The organism is Robiginitalea sp. (assembly GCF_982776155.1).
Genome location: NZ_CEXZKX010000011.1, coordinates 39,723 through 57,832 on the forward strand (window position 1 = coordinate 39,723; position 18,110 = coordinate 57,832).

Annotated in this window: 15 protein-coding genes; 7 read left to right on the top strand and 8 right to left on the bottom strand. The window is 57.1% G+C overall.

Annotated features, from left to right (window positions below; genetic code table 11):
• Positions 1 to 16 precede the first annotated feature (16 nt).
• The 6 genes from AC3DKS_RS14090 to AC3DKS_RS14115 form a co-directional block, all read right to left on the bottom strand.
• A complete protein-coding gene (locus AC3DKS_RS14090) occupies positions 17 to 295 on the bottom strand; it encodes a F0F1 ATP synthase subunit delta/epsilon (RefSeq protein ID WP_015753585.1) in 279 nt (92 codons plus the stop codon).
• 29 nt (positions 296 to 324) lie between these two features.
• A complete protein-coding gene (gene atpD, locus AC3DKS_RS14095) occupies positions 325 to 1,833 on the bottom strand; it encodes a F0F1 ATP synthase subunit beta (RefSeq protein WP_015753584.1) in 1,509 nt (502 codons plus the stop codon).
• Between the two features lie 149 nt (positions 1,834 to 1,982).
• The gene (locus AC3DKS_RS14100) at positions 1,983 to 4,733 is read right to left on the bottom strand and encodes a TonB-dependent receptor (RefSeq protein WP_420592849.1); all 2,751 of its coding nucleotides are present in this window, start codon (positions 4,731 to 4,733) and stop codon (positions 1,983 to 1,985) included.
• Between the two features lie 252 nt (positions 4,734 to 4,985).
• Entirely contained in the window at positions 4,986 to 6,833 is a 1,848-nt protein-coding gene (gene glmS, locus AC3DKS_RS14105) for a glutamine--fructose-6-phosphate transaminase (isomerizing) (RefSeq protein WP_015753581.1), read from the bottom strand.
• A 104-nt stretch (positions 6,834 to 6,937) separates the two neighbouring features.
• Positions 6,938 to 8,746 carry a DUF4270 domain-containing protein gene (locus tag AC3DKS_RS14110; protein WP_015753580.1) on the bottom strand — a complete coding sequence of 603 codons (1,809 nt, stop codon included), beginning with the start codon at positions 8,744 to 8,746 and terminating at the stop codon, positions 6,938 to 6,940.
• Positions 8,747 to 8,752: 6 nt separating this feature from the next.
• On the bottom strand, positions 8,753 to 9,562 hold the full coding sequence (locus AC3DKS_RS14115) for a glycogen/starch synthase (RefSeq protein WP_015753579.1): 810 nt from the start codon (positions 9,560 to 9,562) through the stop codon (positions 8,753 to 8,755).
• Between the two features lie 102 nt (positions 9,563 to 9,664).
• Here AC3DKS_RS14115 and panC point away from each other — a divergent pair, with 102 nt between their 5' ends.
• From panC to radA, 5 genes are all read left to right on the top strand, one after another.
• Positions 9,665 to 10,513, top strand: a complete 849-nt coding sequence (gene panC, locus AC3DKS_RS14120) for a pantoate--beta-alanine ligase (RefSeq protein ID WP_474732116.1) — start codon at positions 9,665 to 9,667, stop codon at positions 10,511 to 10,513.
• A 13-nt stretch (positions 10,514 to 10,526) separates the two neighbouring features.
• Positions 10,527 to 10,877: an aspartate 1-decarboxylase gene (gene panD, locus AC3DKS_RS14125; RefSeq protein ID WP_015753577.1), complete on the top strand. Its 351-nt coding sequence runs from the start codon at positions 10,527 to 10,529 to the stop codon at positions 10,875 to 10,877.
• Between the two features lie 2 nt (positions 10,878 to 10,879).
• Positions 10,880 to 11,845 carry a lysylphosphatidylglycerol synthase transmembrane domain-containing protein gene (locus AC3DKS_RS14130; RefSeq protein ID WP_015753576.1) on the top strand — a complete coding sequence of 322 codons (966 nt, stop codon included), beginning with the start codon at positions 10,880 to 10,882 and terminating at the stop codon, positions 11,843 to 11,845.
• Between the two features lie 25 nt (positions 11,846 to 11,870).
• A complete protein-coding gene (locus tag AC3DKS_RS14135; protein ID WP_015753575.1) occupies positions 11,871 to 13,016 on the top strand; it encodes an alpha/beta hydrolase in 1,146 nt (381 codons plus the stop codon).
• Between the two features lie 67 nt (positions 13,017 to 13,083).
• Positions 13,084 to 14,442: a DNA repair protein RadA gene (gene radA, locus AC3DKS_RS14140; protein ID WP_015753574.1), complete on the top strand. Its 1,359-nt coding sequence runs from the start codon at positions 13,084 to 13,086 to the stop codon at positions 14,440 to 14,442.
• An 82-nt stretch (positions 14,443 to 14,524) separates the two neighbouring features.
• Here the strand turns inward: radA and AC3DKS_RS14145 are convergent, their stop codons facing one another.
• Positions 14,525 to 15,565, bottom strand: a complete 1,041-nt coding sequence (locus tag AC3DKS_RS14145) for an NADP(H)-dependent aldo-keto reductase (RefSeq protein ID WP_015753573.1) — start codon at positions 15,563 to 15,565, stop codon at positions 14,525 to 14,527.
• Positions 15,566 to 15,579: 14 nt separating this feature from the next.
• The gene (locus AC3DKS_RS14150) at positions 15,580 to 16,350 is read right to left on the bottom strand and encodes an exodeoxyribonuclease III (protein ID WP_041327495.1); all 771 of its coding nucleotides are present in this window, start codon (positions 16,348 to 16,350) and stop codon (positions 15,580 to 15,582) included.
• 154 nt (positions 16,351 to 16,504) lie between these two features.
• On the opposite strand from AC3DKS_RS14150, the gene AC3DKS_RS14155 reads away from it, so the two are divergent.
• Together AC3DKS_RS14155 and AC3DKS_RS14160 are read left to right on the top strand one after the other, a co-directional pair.
• Positions 16,505 to 17,026, top strand: coding sequence for a hypothetical protein (locus tag AC3DKS_RS14155; protein WP_041327494.1), 522 nt, complete (start codon positions 16,505 to 16,507; stop codon positions 17,024 to 17,026).
• A gap of 149 nt (positions 17,027 to 17,175) precedes the next feature.
• The coding region (locus tag AC3DKS_RS14160) for a TonB-dependent receptor plug domain-containing protein (protein ID WP_474732121.1) at positions 17,176 to 18,110 on the top strand (935 nt) is incomplete at its 3' end.

Consider the following 18,110-nt stretch of genomic DNA (forward strand, 5'->3'; position numbering starts at 1 on the left):
ATGTATAGTACTTGAATTAGTCAGCTAATACGATCACCCGGTTGTTTTTCAGCTCGACGGTGCCGCTCCGGATGGGCAGGATGGTTTTGCCATCCGCGCCTTTGCGAAAGCGATCCTCGAACTCCTCGTCCAACCCGGTGTTTCCCGCAAACCGGACCTCCCCGCTTTGCAGGAGGGATACGATCGGGGCGTGGTTTTCCAGCATCTGGAATTCCCCGTTGATGCCCGGGACGGTTACGGAAGTAACTTCTCCGGAAAATAAGGTTGCCTCAGGGCTGACGATTTCTAGGTGCATAACAAATACAGGTTCAGTTAATCTGCAGATCAGGCCTCGGCCAGCATTTTCTCACCGGCTTCGATGGCTTCCTCAATAGTCCCTTTCAGGTTGAAAGCCGCTTCGGGCAGGTGGTCGAGCTCCCCGTCCATGATCATGTTGAATCCTTTGATGGCATCCTTGATGTCCACGAATGTACCGGGGATACCGGTAAATTGTTCGGCAACGTGGAAGGGCTGCGAGAGGAAACGCTGCACCCGGCGGGCACGTGCTACCGCCTGCTTGTCTTCCTCAGAGAGTTCTTCCATACCGAGGATGGCGATGATGTCCTGCAGTTCCTTGTAGCGCTGCAGCAACTCCTTGACGCGCTGTGCGCAATCGTAGTGCTCCTTGCCGAGGATCTCCGGTGTAAGGATCCGGGAAGTGGAATCCAGCGGGTCTACCGCCGGGTAGATACCGAGCTCGGCAATTTTCCGGGACAGTACCGTGTTGGCGTCCAGGTGGGCAAACGTGGTTGCGGGTGCCGGGTCGGTAAGGTCATCCGCCGGTACGTATACCGCCTGTACGGAGGTAATCGAGCCGCGCTTGGTGGAAGTAATCCGCTCCTGCATGGCCCCCATCTCGGTGGCCAGCGTGGGCTGGTATCCCACCGCGGAAGGCATCCGTCCCAGCAGGGCGGAAACCTCGGAGCCGGCCTGGGTAAAACGGAAGATGTTGTCGACAAAGAAGAGGACGTCCTTCCCCTGGCCTTCCCCTGCCCCATCGCGGAAATACTCGGCGATGGTCAGCCCGGAAAGGGCTACCCGGGCACGGGCTCCCGGAGGTTCGTTCATCTGTCCGAATACGAAGGTGGCCTTGGATTCCTTCATGGCTTTCTTATCGACCTTTTTCAGGTCCCAGCCGCCTTCTTCCATGGAATGCAAAAAGTCGTCCCCGTATTTGATAATACCGGACTCGAGCATTTCCCGCAACAGGTCGTTCCCTTCCCGCGTGCGCTCCCCTACTCCGGCAAAAACGGAGAGGCCCCCGTGGCCTTTGGCGATGTTGTTGATAAGCTCCTGGATCAATACGGTCTTTCCAACCCCGGCTCCGCCGAACAATCCGATCTTACCCCCTTTGGCATAAGGCTCAATGAGGTCGATGACCTTGATCCCGGTAAACAGGACTTCTGTAGAAGTGGAGAGGTCTTCGAATTTCGGGGCTTCCCGGTGGATCGGCAGGCCGTCCTTGCCGGCTTTGGGCAGGTTGCCCAGGCCGTCGATGGCATCTCCGATGACGTTGAAGAGCCGGCCGTAAACCGCATCGCCGATGGGCATCTGGATAGCTGCTCCGGTAGCGACGGCTTCGGTACCCCGGCCCAAACCATCCGTCGAGTCCATGGAAATGGTGCGGACGGAATTCTCGCCGATGTGCGACTGAACCTCCAGTACAAGGACCGAACCGTCCTCGCGTTTGATTTCAAGGGAGTCGTAAATCTTGGGGAGTTCAGCCCCCGAAGGGAATTCCACATCGATTACCGGGCCGATAATCTGGGATACTTTACCTGATTGCTTTGCCATTGCGTGTTATTTATCTACCTGTTAATGTAAGGCGCTGTTTTTTCGGCTGCAAAGATAGGGTATTCCTTTAAAAAAAGGAACGCCGGGGACCGCTTTTTACCATAAAAAAAACGCCGGCGTGCCGGCGTTTTCTTCTCGTATGTGACTCCTTACGGGTTCACCGTCCAGGACACGTAGAAAATCGAGCCGACTGCACCCGTCCCTACAGCCGAAAAATACTCTTCGCCCAGGATGTTGGATCCGCCTACTTTGATGATGGAATCCAGGGAGGGGATGGTGTAATTCACCTGTGCATCCAAAACGGTATAGGCGTCAATGATCCCGTCTGCAAAGGTATTCTGCCACAGATAGCTGTCGCTCCAGCGGTAATTCACATTAAAGCCGAAATTCTTAAAGAGTTCCCTGTGGCCGAAACTGGCTTTCACCTTGTGGTTGGGCGAGTTGAAATTTGTGCGGAAGTCCGGGAAGGCCGCCTGGTCGAACTCCTGTTCGATATAACTGTAGCTGGCCCCGAGGTCGAAACCGCCCGGCAGTTTTGCGTCGAATCCGGCATTGACCCCGTATGCCTCGATGTCCACGGGGGAATTCGTATAGGTCTGGTACGGGAAGAAATCCCCGTTCTGCAGCGCGAGCAGCGAGAGGCCGCCGTCCCCGGCCTGCCCGTAAAACGGCACGACCACTGTGGTATTCGAGATAAAATTCTGGTATTTGTTGTAGAAACCGCTGATATCGATGGCCACCTTGCCGACTTTACCCCGGTAGCCCGCTTCGTACGCAGTTATTTCCTCGGGCTGGACCAGGGGCGTCTCTACCGCTGCGGGTGCCCCGGCATTTACGGAGGCCAGGGAAAAAGCGTTTTCGTAGGCGGCCCGGCCCACGATCCGCGCCTGGCTGCTGCCGGTAAGGGCAGCCCCGGAAGTACTCAGGTCAAAATTCCGCACATCCCGGTCCAGGTTGTCCGGGGCGGCCCCCACGAGGATGGCCCGGCCGGCATTCAGGCCGATAAACAGGTCCTGGGTAGTCGGGTTCCGGAAGCCCTGCTGGACGGATACGCGGAGGTTGTGGTTCTTCTCCGGCCCGAGGACGGTCAGGATGGAGAGCCTCGGCGAAAAGAACCCGTCAAAAAATTGGTTCTTGTCGTAGCGGACAGAGCCCGTGAGCTTGATCCGCTCGTCCAGGAGTTTCTTCTGTACTTGCAGGTAAGCCCCGTATTCGTTATAGGAAATCGGGCCGTCCGTATCCGTGAAAATCGTCCCGCTGGAGTTCAGCACATATTCCCGGAAGGAACCCCCAATCTGGATTTCGGCAATTTCCGAAGTCAGATGGGTGAAATTATAGTTCGCGTCTACATGGCGGAATTTGGTGTTGTCGATAAACTTCGCGCCGGTGGTCAGGTCCCCGTCGGCAGTGACCTGTGCCAGGGCCCGGTCAAATTCCCGGGTTCCCGGGACAAACCGCCCCTGGTCGGCTGCCTGGCGGGCAACGGCATGTGCCGTTTCTTCGTCCAGCTGAACCCCCGTGCCTACGCCGAGGCGCGCCCCGATATAGGTCTGGGCGTAATCGGTAAACCATTGCGTATCGGACTTCCAGCGCCGGTTTACGTTGATGGCGGCAAACCGCGTATCATAGGAATTCCCGGCATTCTCAGAGGTGATATATCCCCTCAGGAAGAAATTGTCGTTGCGGAACTCCAGGCGATGCTGCTGCAGGATGAAATCGCGGATGGCGTACCGGTTGGCACCCTGGTAAATCGTATTGCCGCGACCCACCCGGCCATTGTAAATAATCTCAAAATCGTTTGCCCAGGGCCGGTAGTATACCGAGAAATCCGTCTTGACACTCTGGGCGTTGTAATTGAGCAGGTCGGCCTCCTGGTAACCGGTACGGGATACCAAGGCTGTTCCGACAGTCCCCGAGGGCAATCCGGCAGCTGCGTCAAAATTCAGCAGCGTGCTCACCTCGTCCCCGTAGACATTCAGGCCGTCGTAGGCCGGATCTGTCCGGTCCGCCCCGGGGCGCGCCAGGTCCACGGTGCTGTTGGCGTGCCAGTCTTCCCCTTGCAAGTAGGAGAAATTGGCTTTTACGGCCAGCTTATCGTTAAAGGCGTGGGCTGCCCGGATCCCGAAATCGTAATAGGGGTTCGTGCCGGCGGCATCCTGCTGGGTGAATCCGGTTTTAAAGTAGGCGCTGATCCCCTGGTAGTCGAAGGGGTTTTTACTGGTCATAAACAAGATCCCGTTGAAGGCGCCCGCCCCGTAGAGGGCCGATGACGCACCCGGGAGAATTTCCACGCTTTGCACCTCGAGCTCCGACATCCCCACCAGGTTCCCGAGAACAAAGTTCAGGCCGGGTGCCGTGTTGTCCATCCCGTCTACCAGCTGCATAAAGCGGTTGTTGGCAAACGTGGCAAACCCGCGCGTATTCACCGATTGGAAGGTAAGGCTGTTTGTGTTGATGTCCACCCCTTTAAGGTTTTGCAGCCCGTCGTAAAAGGAAGGGGCCGTAGTGGCGGCGATGTCCTGCAGGCCAAACCGCTCCACGGAAACCGGGGATTCAAATATCCGCTCCGGGGTCCGGGAGGCCGAGATGACTACTTCGTCCAGGAAGGTCTGGGCTTCGGAAAGCGTGATGGCCAGCGTTTGGCCGCTGGATTCCACCCGGGCGCTGCCTTCGGTGTACCCGATACTGGTTATCCGCAAGTCGAAGGGCGGCATTTCAGAGGTTTCCAGGGAGAAGTTCCCGTCAAAATCCGTAGTGGTGCCAATGGCCTTTCCCACGATCACGATGTTTGCGCCTGGCACGGGTTCTCCATTGGTATCCGTAACAGTTCCTGAAACAACAGTCTGCGCATAGGTCCCCATACCCAATAGGAGCATGGAAAACAGGAAAAATGTTCTCATTCGTTTAGTTTGTGTTAAGAGGGTTTTAAGCCAAGATACCAATTTTTCGAGACCCCCAATGCATATTTCGTAAAATTATGCATGCATAATAACAATATGGCAATTGACCGGCAGGCCTATTCAGATTTTGACAAAAAGACGGGAAGGGGTAGCGACGTGGTTTTTAGCATCCCCCGGGTATCCGCAGCACACTAAATCCGGTACGGGAACAGCAGTTGGACGGTTGACGGCCAAAAGTCCGGCAGGCGGATGTTACTCCACGGTTACGGACTTGGCGAGGTTCCTGGGCTGGTCCACGTTGCAGCCGCGCATCACGGCAATATGGTAGGAAAGGAGCTGAAGCGGGATGGTGGTCAGCAGGGGGGACAGGCTTTCGGAGGACTCGGGCACCTCGATGACGTGGTCCGCCAGGTCGCGGACCTGCTCGTCCCCTTCGGTGACTATCGCGATAATCTTCCCCTTGCGCGACTTGATTTCCTGGATGTTGCTCACCACTTTCTCGTAGTGGCCCCTCCGGGTGGCGATGACAATCACCGGCATCTGTTCGTCGATAAGGGCAATCGGCCCGTGTTTCATTTCGGCAGCCGGGTAGCCCTCTGCGTGTATGTAACTGATCTCCTTGAGTTTCAGGGCGCCTTCCAGGGCAACCGGGAAGTTGTACCCCCTTCCCAGGTAGAGGCAGTTGGTGGAATCCTTGTAGACATCCGAGATGATCTCGATGAGCGCGTTGGACTCCAGGGCTTTTTCCACCTTGGCGGGAATCCCTTCGAGTTCCGACAACATCTCGTGCAGCCGCGATTCGGAAAGCGTGCCGCTGGCCTTGGCGAGTTTCAGCGCCATGAGCGTCAGGACGGTGATCTGGGTGGTAAATGCCTTGGTGGAGGCCACCCCGATTTCGGGTCCGGCGTGCGTATAGGCCCCCGCATGGGTTTCCCGGGCGATGGAGGATCCCACCACATTGCAAACGCCAAACACGAATGCGCCGCGCTCCTTGGCCAGTTTGATGGCGGCCAGGGTGTCTGCCGTCTCCCCGGATTGTGAGATGGCTATCAATACGTCCTTATCGGAAATAACCGGGTTCCGATACCGGAATTCAGAGGCGTATTCCACCTCAACGGGTATCCGGGCGAGGTCTTCGAAGATGTATTCCGCCACCAGGCCGGCATGCCAGGAGGTACCGCAGGCCACAATGATAATCCGGTTGGCATTCAGGAACCGCTCCAGGTTCTGGTCAATCCCGGCCATGCGGATCAGCCCCTGGTCTGCCCGGAGCCTGCCGCGGAATGTGTCTTTGATGGCATGGGGCTGTTCGTAGATCTCCTTGAGCATAAAGTGCTCGTACCCGCCTTTTTCTATAGCCTCCAGGTTGAGCTGCAGTTCCTGTACGAGCGGATAGGCGATGGAATCGTCCTTGATCTTCCGGAGTTTGATCTCCTTGCCGAGGCGTACCACGGCCATCTCCTCATCTTCCAGGTACACCGCGTTGTTCGTGTATTCGATAAAAGGCGAGGCGTCCGAGGCGATAAAAAATTCGTCATCCCCCACCCCGATGGCCAGCGGGCTGCCGAGCTTGGCAACCACGATCTCGTCCGGCTTGGATCGGTCGAAGACCGCAATGGCGTATGCGCCAACCACCTGGTTCAGGGCAATCTGCACGGCCTTCCCGAGTTTTACATTTTCTTTGGACTTGACTTCCTCGATCAGGTTGACGAGCACCTCGGTGTCCGTGTCCGACTCAAAGGAATAGCCCCTTTTGACGAGCTCCTTTTTGATCGCCTCATAATTCTCGATAATCCCGTTGTGGATGATCACCAGGTTGCCCGAGTTGGAGGTGTGCGGGTGGGCATTGCAGTCGTTGGGTACCCCGTGGGTGGCCCAGCGCGTGTGGCCGATTCCCAGGTGGCCGGCCAGGGATATTTCCTTTTCGCTCCGGGCTTTGAGGTCGTCTACCTTCCCCTTGGTTTTGGACAGGTTGATCTGCTCCCCGTCAAACAGGGCGATCCCGGCACTGTCGTAGCCCCGGTATTCCAGGCGTTGCAATCCTTTGATGATGACCGGGTAAGCGTCCCGGTGACCGATGTATCCGACTATTCCGCACATAGTGACTCCAATAGGGTTTTACGTATACCAAAAATAGGGGAATCGGGGTATTCCCCCTGTAAATTCTAGTTGTAAAACGGGTTTTATCCGCAATTGGTATATCCTCAGGGGTCGATTTCCGTGTAATGGATTTCCAGGCGGAGCCGGTTGGCTTCCCCAATGCCGGAGTCCCCGCCGTAAAGCACGGTCCCCAGGGGGCTGATCGTGCCGCTCACGGGAAGTTCCTTCAGGCCGCCGTCTTCAGCAGGCACCATCAGCTCGTCCGTACCGGTAATCCGCAGGTCCGGGGTGTTGGCAACCCCCAGGCGGGCATTGGCCGAGTCGCGGATGATGAGGTTGTTGATGTGTTCGGTGATGTTTACGCGGTAGCGGATGCCCTTCCCCCCTTCTTCCTCGAGGAAACCGTCGTAATTCAGGAAAACCCCTGAAGGGCTTTCTGCAACGCTGTTTTCGGTCAGTCGGTTGTAGAGGGGCCTGTTTGTTTCGGCATTGTAGACGTAGAGCCGCGGCGGCTCGTAGGTGTTGCCGGCGGCATCCAGGGTTTCCCGGTCCACGTGGAAAACAAGGTAAGCCGAATTGATCAGCCAGTCGTTCTGCTTGATCTGGTTGATGATGTTCTCCTGCCCGTCCCGTTCAAACAGGTCGAGTTCGGCATACGTGCCGGCCCCGCCCTTGATGTAAATGCGCGAAGCCGGGTCCGCTGCCCCGAGCGCATCGGCAATCTCTGCCGGGTACGCCTCGCTCAGCTGGGTATTGATCGCATTGCCGTTAATGGCCTGGGTTCCCCCGCCGGTCAGCAGGCGCAGCGTATAGGTGCTTTCGGCAGGCTCCGTCTCGTCCGCCTGGTCGTACTCATAGGAAATTCTAAGGCGCGCATCGGTGAGGTCCAGCAACATCATCAGTTCTTCGTTCCCGGCCGGGGTCAGGCTCAGGTGGAGCCCCCGGATGAATTCCCGGAAGTTGATATTGCTGAGGAGTTCCGGGCCGCCTTCTTTGTCCAGGATGTTTTCCTGAAAAAATTGCGTATCCAGGTAAACGACGATCCCTGGGGGAAGGCGCTCGCTCAGGGTGAGCGATTCATCCTCCTCGGTCTCCGGGTCATCCTCGTTGAATATCAAGATTTCTTCGTTGGAAATGGTAAGCTGGCCTTCGAACAACAGGTCGGAAACAAAGTCCGGGCTGATCTGCTGGTCGGAGAAATAGGGCCGGGATTCCTGAAACCCGCTATCCGGGTCCAGGTCGCTGAGGAAAAACGTATTCCGCTCTACCCGGAAGGTGAAGGGCTGGTCCCGGTTCCCGTATATGCTGTCCAACTCCCGCACATTCGGGTAGGTGTTCCCCACGGTTTCCGTATCGGCGCCGTCCGGGGTCCCGTCCCCGTCCGTATCCGGGTTCAGCGGATCCGTTCCGGCAGCGGTTTCCTGGGCATTGGAAATGCCGTCCCCGTCGCTGTCGTTGGTGGAGTCGTTGGGCTCCTCGTCCAGCTCGTCGATCACCCCGTCCGAATCGGAATCCGCGGTGCCATCGATAAAGTAAGGAAGGTACAGGCGAACCTCGGTAACCGTTTCGTTCTCCTGCGGGATATCCGGGTCGCTGTCCTCGGCAGCCTGGGAGTAAATGCCAAAGGTCGGGTTCCCCGTATTGTTGGGAAGGTTCAACTGGGCAGTGATCCGGGATTCCGTCCGGCCATAGACCGGGTCGTTGAACACCCCCAGCTGGTAGATGGGCAACCGGTTGGTGGGCACGGCCGTGATATTGTGGTTATAGGCAAAGACGTCGTAGTAAGCGGTACCCGTTCCAAATGGCTCGCCCCCGATAACGCCCTCCCCGATGGTAAGCGTTTCCTCTTCACAGGATGCAGCCGTTATAACAAGGCATACGCCCGCCAAAACGGAAATTGCGAATCGCTTCATGTAGGCTTAGTTTAAAACTTCGGTATTATAAAAATTTGCATACGCCTCTTCGAACTCCTGCAGGGGGACGTAAGGCAATACCGGTTTCTTCAGGTTGGCTACATATTCCGTCAGGTCATCGGGAATATCTTCGGCGGCTAAGATAACCGCGTCGGAGTGATCTACGGCTACTTTTAACAAATTATTGTAGGTGGGGTTATCCAGGCCACTCAGGTTGTCATCCCCCACCTTGTCGAAGGCGATTTTCTTCCCGAGGTCCTTATTCAGGTGCCCGTCAAATCCAACCCCATAGATGGACGTGACGATTTTACTGTCCGCAAAAAGCGGCTCGTCGGCGTATACCTTGCGGAGGTACATGGGCAAGAGGGAAGCCATCCATCCGTGAACGTGGATGATATCCGGGGCCCAATTCAGTTTCTTGACCGTTTCCACCACGCCTTTGGCAAAAAAGATGGCCCGCTCGTCGTTGTCCGGGAAAAGTTCCCCGTTTTCGTCCGTAAAGGTCGCTTTCCGCTTAAAATACTCCTCGTTATCGATAAAATAGACCTGGATGCGCTCCTTGGGTATGGAGGCCACCTTGATGATCAGCGGCATATCCATATCGTTGATCACGAGGTTCATCCCGGAAAGGCGGATAACTTCGTGCAGCTGGTGCCTGCGCTCGTTGATATTTCCGTATCTGGGCATGAAGATCCGTATCTGTCCGCCATTGCTGTTCACCATCCGGGGCGCTTCATAGGACATCAGGGATACTTCGTTCTCGGGTAGGTAGGGTACTAATTCAGAAGATACGAACAATATCTTTTTTCCATTCATAGAGGCGGAATTTTGTTTCGAGTGAAAACGTAGCTGCAAAATTACAAAATTTATGCAGAATACCCGTAATTATAGTAAGTTTGCACGCTGTTTTCCACGCCAATGAAGCCCTTGAAAACCAAATCGGAGATCCGGGAATTCGCTCTGTCCGTCCGGGAATCGGGAAAGACCCTCGGCCTGGTGCCCACCATGGGTGCCCTGCACCGGGGCCACCTCGAAATCGTCCGCCGCGCACTGGACGAAAACGACGTGGTGATCGTGAGTATTTTCGTCAACCCCACCCAGTTCAACAACCCGGAAGACCTGGACAAGTATCCCCGCACCCTGGAAAGCGACCTGGACAAGCTACGGGACATTTCCGGGGATTTGCACGTTTTTGCCCCTGCGGTATCCGAAATGTACGGGGATTCGGTGGTTTCCAGGAAATACAACTTCCGGGGGCTCGACCAGGTGATGGAAGGCGCCTTCCGGGACGGTCATTTTGACGGCGTGGGGACCATAGTGGAAGCTTTGTTGCGGCTCATCTCCCCGCACCGGGCCTATTTTGGGGAAAAAGACTACCAGCAGTTGCAGGTTATCCGGAAACTGGTGGAATCCACCCGGCTCCCGGTAGAAATCATCGGGTGCTCGATCATCCGCGAAGCGGACGGCCTGGCGATGAGTTCCCGGAACGGGAGACTGACAAAACGACTCAGGGAAGAGGCCGCATTTATCCACAAAACCCTGCAGGAAGCCAAAAAGCGTTTTGGCACGAAAAGTGCACTGAAAGTCAAGCAGTACGTGGAGGAGGCATTTGCAGCCCATCCCGATTTTGAACTGGAATATATTGAAATTGCCGATGCCCGGAGCCTGAAGCCCGTGCAGCGGAAAAACAGGAATAAAAAGTACCGGGCGTTTTTGGCGGCCTACCTCGGAGGAGTGCGGCTCATCGACAACCTCGCCCTGAATTAAGTATCTTTGCCCCATGCAAATAGAAGTAGTCAAGTCTAAGATTCACCGGGTCCGCGTCACGGGCGCCGACCTGAATTATATCGGGTCGATCACCATCGACGAGGATCTTATGGACGCGGCAAACATTATCCAGGGCGAAAAAGTCCAGATTGTAAACAACAACAATGGCGAACGCCTGGAAACCTACGCCATCCCCGGCCCGAGGGGCAGCGGCGAACTGACCCTGAACGGCGCGGCTGCGCGCAAGGTGGCGGTCGGGGACATCCTCATCCTGATCACCTACGCCTGGATGGATGTGGAGTCCGCAAAGGCCTTCAATCCCGCCCTGGTATTCCCCAACGAGGAGACGAACCTGCTCAACTGACCTTGGACGCTTCGGTAAAAAAAGCGCTCAAGGTTATCCTGCCCATCGCACTGGGCGTATTCCTTATTTGGTATTCCTACAACATGACTTCCCCGGCGGACCGGCGGGAAATTGTCCGGTATATCCGCGAGGCCGACCTGTTCTGGGTGGGGATGTCCATCCTGATCGGCATTCTAAGCCACATCTCGCGGGCCATCCGCTGGAATTACCTCCTGGAGCCCATCGGGTATTCCCCCCGGTTGCGGAACAACATCCTGATTATCCTGATGGCCTACCTGGCCAACCTGGGCATCCCGCGTTCCGGGGAATTCCTGCGGGCAACCGCCCTGGCAACCTATGAAGGGGTCCCCTTCCAGAAAGGCTTCGGCACCATTGTCACCGAACGGGTCATCGACCTGCTCATGCTCCTGCTGATTATCCTGCTGGCCCTCGCTTCCCAAACAGACATCATCATGGGCTACCTGAGCGAAAACGGCCTCGGGCTCACCGCCAGCGCCCTGCTTTTGGGCGGAGGCATCGTCGGGTTGTTTGTTTTCCGCGCCTTCCTCAGGAAATCCAAATGGGCTTTTGCACAGAAAATGCGGGGCTTCGTCCGCGGTTTGCTGGAAGGGGTGATGAGCATCTTCCGAATGAAGCGAAAGTGGGCCTTCCTGGGGCATACGTTGTTTATCTGGGCGGCTTATATCGGCATGTTCTGGATCATCAAATACACTGTTCCGGAAACGCTTTCCCTGAATTTCTGGGAGCTGTTGGTGGCTTTTATAGCCGGGGCCTTTGCGATGACCGCCACCCCAGGCGGCCTCGGGCTCTACCCGATTGCCGTGGCACAGGCCCTGATGCTTTTCGGCATCAGCGCCAATTCCGCCGATGCCTTTGGCTGGATCATCTGGATTGCACAGACCCTCATGGTGGTGCTATTCGGTGCAATATCTTTCCTGCTGCTGCCGTTATGGAACAGGGGTAAATAATCCCCCCAGCCAAAAACCGAACTTCATGAAACGCCTGCTCCTGACCCTGCTGGCCATCGCCACGCTGGCGCCATGTGCCGCCCAGGTCAAAAAAGAAATCTTCGAATCCTTTAAACTCCAGGAACGCCGGGGGGTATCCTATTACATCCCGGAGGACTATACGCCGGAAAAGTCCTATCCGCTGGTCATCGTCCTCGACGCGGAACGCCTGTTCGACCAGGTAGTGGCAACCGCCCGCTACTACAGCAAGTACCAGGGGATGCCCGAAGCGCTTATCGTGGGCATCGACCAGGAGGACGACGACCTGCGCTGGTACGACTGCGCCTTTGAGGAAACCTCCGGGTTGCCCTCCGAAAAAGGCAAGCTGTTTTACGAATTCCTCGGGCTGGAGATTATACCGTATATGAACAGCGCCTATAACCTGGCCCCGTTCAAGATGTTTGTGGGGTACGATATCACGGCCAACTTCGGGAATTTCTACCTCTTTAAAGAAGCGTCCCTGTTCGACGCGTACATCAGCATCTCCCCCCTGCTGGCCCCGGAAATGGAATCGCGGGTACCCGCCCGGCTAAGCGAGATCGAACAACCCATTTTCTACCACCTGATCTCCGAGGGGATCTCCGAGGGCGACAATTCGGCGGTGGACCTGCTCAACAGCAACATGCAGCAGGTACAGCGCGACGGACTCTCCTATTACTACGACAAATACGACACTGCCGACGAGGTTTCCATCGCCACCTACGGTATTGGCAAGGCCTGGGACCGGACATTCAGCATCTTCCGCCCCATCAGCCCAAAGGAATACCGGGAGCAGATCCTCGCTTCGACCGACCCGGTCATCGACTACCTGAACAACAAGTACCAGACCATCGAGGACCTCTTCGGCTTCCGGCAGCCAGTTGCCCTGAACGACGTCCTGGCCGTGTACGCCGGCATCCGCAAAAAACAGGATTACGAATCCCTCAAGCCGCTGTCGGATATCTGCAAGGAGCAGTTCCCGCAGACGATGCTCGGCTTCTACTTTGAAGGGGAATACTACGAACAGATGGGGGAACCGAAAAAAGCCCTGCGCACCTTTGAAAAATCCTTTGGGATGGAGGAAATAGATTTCCTCACCAAGGAGATGGCCCTGGAAAAAATGGACGCGCTCAAGGCCGATTTCGGCTTCTGAACCGCCTGGTCGCCTACCTTGGAAATTCCGTCGGGGGGGTCTATCTTTAGCCCCATACCCAACCCGGATGGCCAAGACCAAAACAGCCTATTTCTGCCAGAATTGCGGCGCCCAGTTCCCCAAGTGGTCCGGGCAGTGCAATTCGTGCAAAGAGTGGAATACCCTCGCGGAAGAATTGCTCCAGAAGCCCGACACCCGGGACTGGAAATCGTCCGAGGCCCCGGCGCGTAGTTCAAAACCCGTACGCCTTGGCGAAATCCCCACCGACCGGGAAATGCGGCTTTCCAGCGGCGACCCGGAACTCGACCGGGTACTCGGGGGCGGCCTGGTGCCCGGCTCCCTCACGCTGATTGGGGGAGAACCCGGGATCGGCAAGAGCACGCTGATGCTGCAAATGGCCCTGAAGGTCGCCCTGCGCACCCTGTATGTCTCCGGGGAGGAAAGCCAGCGGCAAATAGCCATGCGCGCACAACGCATCCGGCCCGATGCGGATTCCTGCTATATCCTCACCGAGACGAATACCAACCGGATCTTCAAACAAATTACCGCCCTGGAGCCCGAGCTGGTGATTGTCGATTCCATACAGACCCTGCATTCCGATTACCTGGAGGCCGGAGCGGGCAGTGTCTCCCAGATCCGAGAGTGCACAGCCGAACTGATCAAATTTGCCAAGGAATCCCATACGCCTGTGATCCTGATTGGCCACATCACCAAAGAAGGCAGCATCGCGGGGCCGAAGATCCTCGAGCACATGGTGGACACCGTATTGCAATTCGAAGGGGACCGAAACCACCTGTTCCGCATTGTGCGCGCCCTGAAAAACCGGTTTGGAAACACTTCCGAACTGGGAATCTATGAAATGAAGGGCGACGGACTGCACGGGGTGGTGAACCCGTCGGAAATCCTGATTTCCCGATCCGGCGAATCCCTGAGCGGCACGGCCGTGGCTGCTACCGTCGAAGGGCTCCGGCCGCTGCTGATCGAAATCCAGGCCCTGGTCAGTACGGCGGTCTACGGCACACCCCAGCGTTCGGCCACCGGGTTCCCGGCCAAGAGGCTGAACATGCTCCTGGCGGTCCTGGAAAAACGAGCCGGCTTCAAGCTGGCAGCCAAGGATGTCTTTCTGAATATCACCGGGGGGATACAGGTAGACGACCCGGCCATCGACCTGGCCGTGCTGGCGGCTATCCTATCGAGCAACGCAGACATCCCGGTGCCCAAAGGGGTGTGTTTTGCGGGGGAAATCGGCCTGGCCGGCGAGATCCGGCCGGTGCCCCGGATTGACCAGCGCGTGGGGGAGGCTTCCAAGCTCGGTTTCGAGACCATCTATGTGTCCGCCAACGCCAAGATCTCCCTGAAAACACCGGGGATCGACGTGCGGAAAGTGGCCAAGGTAGAAGAACTCGTCCGGGCGCTTTTCGATTAACCCTCTAAAATGCGGGGGCCTGACGCCCCTTCCGGCCTTGCACGCCCGGCCGCACAGCCATTGGCTCCCGGGCCGCCCGTCCCTAGGGCGCCGGGTTCGGGAACCGCTGGTGCACCTCCTCGATGGCCTCCAAAATTTCTTCCGACAGGCGGATATCGATGCTGTCGATGTTCTCCTTTAACTGTTCCAGGGATGTAGCTCCAATGATGTTGCTGGTCAGGAAGGGTCGGCTGTTGACGAATGCCAATGCCATCTGGGCGAGGCTGAGGCCGAAAGAGGAGGCAATATCCCTGTAGGCCCGGGTGGCTTCTACCGCCGTTTCCCCGCTGTACCGGTCGTAATTCGGGAACAGGGCAATCCGTGAGTTTTCGGGCGGTTCCCCATCCAGGTATTTCCCGCTCAGCGTCCCGAACCCGAGGGGCGAATACGCCAGCAGGCCGATGTCCGAACGGTGGGAGATTTCAGCCAGCCCCACTTCGAACAGCCGGTTGAGCAGGCTGTACGGATTCTGGATGCTAATCATCCGCGGCAGGTTGTGGTGGACCTTGGCCTCCTCCAGGTAACGCATGACCCCCCAGGGCGTTTCATTCGACAACCCAACATGGCGGATCTTCCCTTGCCGCACCAAATCGGCCAGTGTAACGAGGACCAGGTGAATATTGTCTTCCCAGTGATCCTTGTAGTCCGGGAAGTAACCGCGTTTTCCAAAGTAGTTCGTGCTGCGCTCCGGCCAGTGCAACTGGTAAAGGTCAATATAATCCGTCTTCAGGCGCTTCAGGCTCCCGTCTACGGCCTCCCGGATGGATTCCGGGCTGAACCCGGTGGTCCGGATAAATTTTGTGAAAGCCGCAGGCCCCGCAATCTTGGTAGCCAGGACCACCTGGTCCCGGTTGCCGGTTTTTGAAAACCAGTTGCCAATGATCATCTCCGTATGGGAATGGTAGTCCTTATGGGCTGGAACGGGATACAATTCGGCAGTATCAAAGAAATTAACGCCCCGATCCAGCGCATAATCCATCTGGGCATGGCCCTCCGATTCCGTATTCTGCCGGCCCCATGTCATGGTGCCGAGGCAAATTTTACTTACTTCGATGTCGGTATGCGGCAGGTGGGTGTATTCCATAGGATTCAGGTATTTCAGTATGATTCGCTGAGTTCAAGCATAATGGGGCAATGGTCGCTGTGGCGGGCTTCCGGCAGGATCACCGAGCGGGCGAGCCGGTCTTCCAGCGGCCGGCTGACCATCCCGTAATCCAGGCGCCAACCTTTGTTTTTGGCCCGCGCCCCGGCCCGGTAGGTCCACCAGGTATAATGGTGGGGATCCGGATTGAAATGCCGGAAGCTGTCGATAAACCCGCTGTCGATAAAATTCCCGATCCATTCCCGTTCCACAGGCAGGAACCCGGACACGTTCTTGTTGCGTACCGGGTCGTGGATATCGATGGGCCGATGGCAAATGTTGTAATCGCCGCAAATAACCAGTTCCGGGATTTCACGCTTCAGGCTGTCCACGTACGCCTGGAAATCCGCCATGTATTGCAGCTTGTGGTCCAGGCGGGCGATATTCGTGCCGGAAGGCAGGTAGAGGCTCATAATGGAAACCCCGCCGAAGTCTGCACGGATATTCCTCCCCTCAGCGTCCATATAGCCGATCCCCGTGCCGTAGGCCACATGGTCGGGTCGTTGGCGGGAGAGGATGGCCACCCCGCTATACCCTTTCTTTTCGGCGCTAAACCAGTAGTGATACGGATACCCGGCCTTCTCAAAGGCTTCCAGGTCCAGTTGTTCCTTCATCGCCTTGGTTTCCTGCAGGCAGATGACATCCGGCCCGGCCAGTACGAGCCAATCCAGAAACCCCTTCCGGATGGCCGCCCGGATACCGTTCACATTATAAGATGCAATTTTCAACCGGTTGATTTTCGTGCAAAAATAGGCATTGGCGGCCAAGGGCGGAAACCTTCCTCCGTTCCATTGGAAATATGTAGTTTTAATGGTCTCGCACCGAAATTTCGCTTTCGCCCTGAAAAATGGAATACTCTTTGATCTGTACCCCCGAAAAAGGATGAAACAACCGCTGTTACTCCTCATGTTGCTGCTGGGTGCCGGCAGCCTGGCCGCCCAGGCCTACCCGCCCTTCGGTCCGGACCACGAACTGAAGTTGAACGCCGGCCTGTTCCTGGCCACCGGGGCCGCCGAGCTATCCTATGAACGCTTCCTGGGCGACGATGTGAGCCTGGGGGGCACCGTTTACTGGGACAACGACCGGTACGACTACAACGGGAACTTCGGGATCGGCCCGAACCTGCGGGCCTATTTCGGTTACGCCCCGAGATCCGGTTTCTTTGCGGAAGCTTTTGGCCTCTATTACAAAGGGGAGGAAGAAATTGCCTCCGCCCCCGGGACCCGGGTTGCCGAACGCTATAACGGGTTTGCCCTGGGCCTTGGGGCCGGCAGCAAGTGGACCACGCGTTCCCAGCGGTTTACCCTGGAATTGTACGGCGGGGTGGGACGGAGCCTGAACCCGGAACCTTACCAGGAAGACTTTATCTTCCGGGCAGGGCTCAATATCGGGGTGCGCTTTTAGCCCGGAATGCCAAGGACCCGGTGAATTTAATTTTTCCGGGAAGCCTGCCGGTTTCCGCCGGGAAGCCTGCCGCTTTCGGCCAGGAGGCCTGCCCCCGCGAATTTTGCCGAAAGTAGCCGCAGGCGTATCTTTGGGACTTAACCCCGAAGATGAAAACCCGCGCCACCCTCCTGCTCCTCCTTTCCTTTTATTCCCTTTGCAGCCAGGACCAGCCCCGGGATTCGGTTATCGGCCTGAACGAGGTGATCCTGCAGGTAGAGCGAACCGCCGCCTCCCCCCTGGGGCTGGTTCCTTCCGAAATTGTCACCTCCCGCGCCATCCGGCAGCAGAACCCGGTGGACTTTGCGGGAACCCTCAACCAGGTTCCGGGCCTGTATTTCCTCTCCGGGGCACTCAACACAAACCGGATCACCATCCGGGGGGTCGGGGCACGCACCCCGTTCGGCACGGATAAACTCCGGATGTATTTCAACGAGATCCCCGTCACCAACGGCACGGGTGTATCGGCCCTGGAAGCCTTCGACCTGGAAAACCTCAGCAGTATCCGGGTAGTCAAAGGGCCCAAATCGGCTGCCTACGGGGGAGCCCTCGGGGGGGCCATCCTGTTGCAGTCCGACCCGGCCGGCCAACCGGGTACCCACCTCAGAAGCCGGACAAGTGCGGGGTCCTACGGGCTCTTTAAGACCAACCTGGCCCTGACCCATGCCGACAGTACGCTGCGGGCCGAGGTCCGCTACAACCGGCTGACCACCCAGGGCTATCGGGAAAATAACGCTTTTGAGCGGGACGGCCTGCTGCTCAACCTGGGATTCGACGCCGGGGAACGGCACCGGTTGAACCTGCTGGCCAATTACATCGATTACACCGCTGAAATCCCCAGTTCCCTGAATCGGTCGGATTACGAGACGAATCCCACCAGGGCCGCATTTACCTGGGCCCAGGCCAAAGGTTACGAAGCCAATAAATACACGCTTTTGGGGCTGTCCGACCGGATCGGCCTGGGCTCCGGGACTTCGCTGACCACCAGCGTATTCTTCAGCTACCTGGACCACTACGAGCCCCGGCCATTCAACATCCTGGACGA

Coding starts and splice junctions, on each gene's coding strand:
- atpD (WP_015753584.1), bottom strand. CDS start 1,833: ATGGCAAAGCAATCAGGTAAAGTATCCCAGATTATCGGCCCGGTAATC.
- AC3DKS_RS14115 (WP_015753579.1), bottom strand. CDS start 9,562: ATGAATGGAAAAAAGATATTGTTCGTATCTTCTGAATTAGTACCCTAC.
- AC3DKS_RS14100 (WP_420592849.1), bottom strand. CDS start 4,733: ATGAGAACATTTTTCCTGTTTTCCATGCTCCTATTGGGTATGGGGACC.
- AC3DKS_RS14155 (WP_041327494.1), top strand. CDS start 16,505: ATGAAACAACCGCTGTTACTCCTCATGTTGCTGCTGGGTGCCGGCAGC.
- AC3DKS_RS14110 (WP_015753580.1), bottom strand. CDS start 8,746: ATGAAGCGATTCGCAATTTCCGTTTTGGCGGGCGTATGCCTTGTTATA.
- glmS (WP_015753581.1), bottom strand. CDS start 6,833: ATGTGCGGAATAGTCGGATACATCGGTCACCGGGACGCTTACCCGGTC.
- panD (WP_015753577.1), top strand. CDS start 10,527: ATGCAAATAGAAGTAGTCAAGTCTAAGATTCACCGGGTCCGCGTCACG.
- panC (WP_474732116.1), top strand. CDS start 9,665: ATGAAGCCCTTGAAAACCAAATCGGAGATCCGGGAATTCGCTCTGTCC.
- AC3DKS_RS14145 (WP_015753573.1), bottom strand. CDS start 15,565: ATGGAATACACCCACCTGCCGCATACCGACATCGAAGTAAGTAAAATT.
- radA (WP_015753574.1), top strand. CDS start 13,084: ATGGCCAAGACCAAAACAGCCTATTTCTGCCAGAATTGCGGCGCCCAG.
- AC3DKS_RS14090 (WP_015753585.1), bottom strand. CDS start 295: ATGCACCTAGAAATCGTCAGCCCTGAGGCAACCTTATTTTCCGGAGAA.
- AC3DKS_RS14135 (WP_015753575.1), top strand. CDS start 11,871: ATGAAACGCCTGCTCCTGACCCTGCTGGCCATCGCCACGCTGGCGCCA.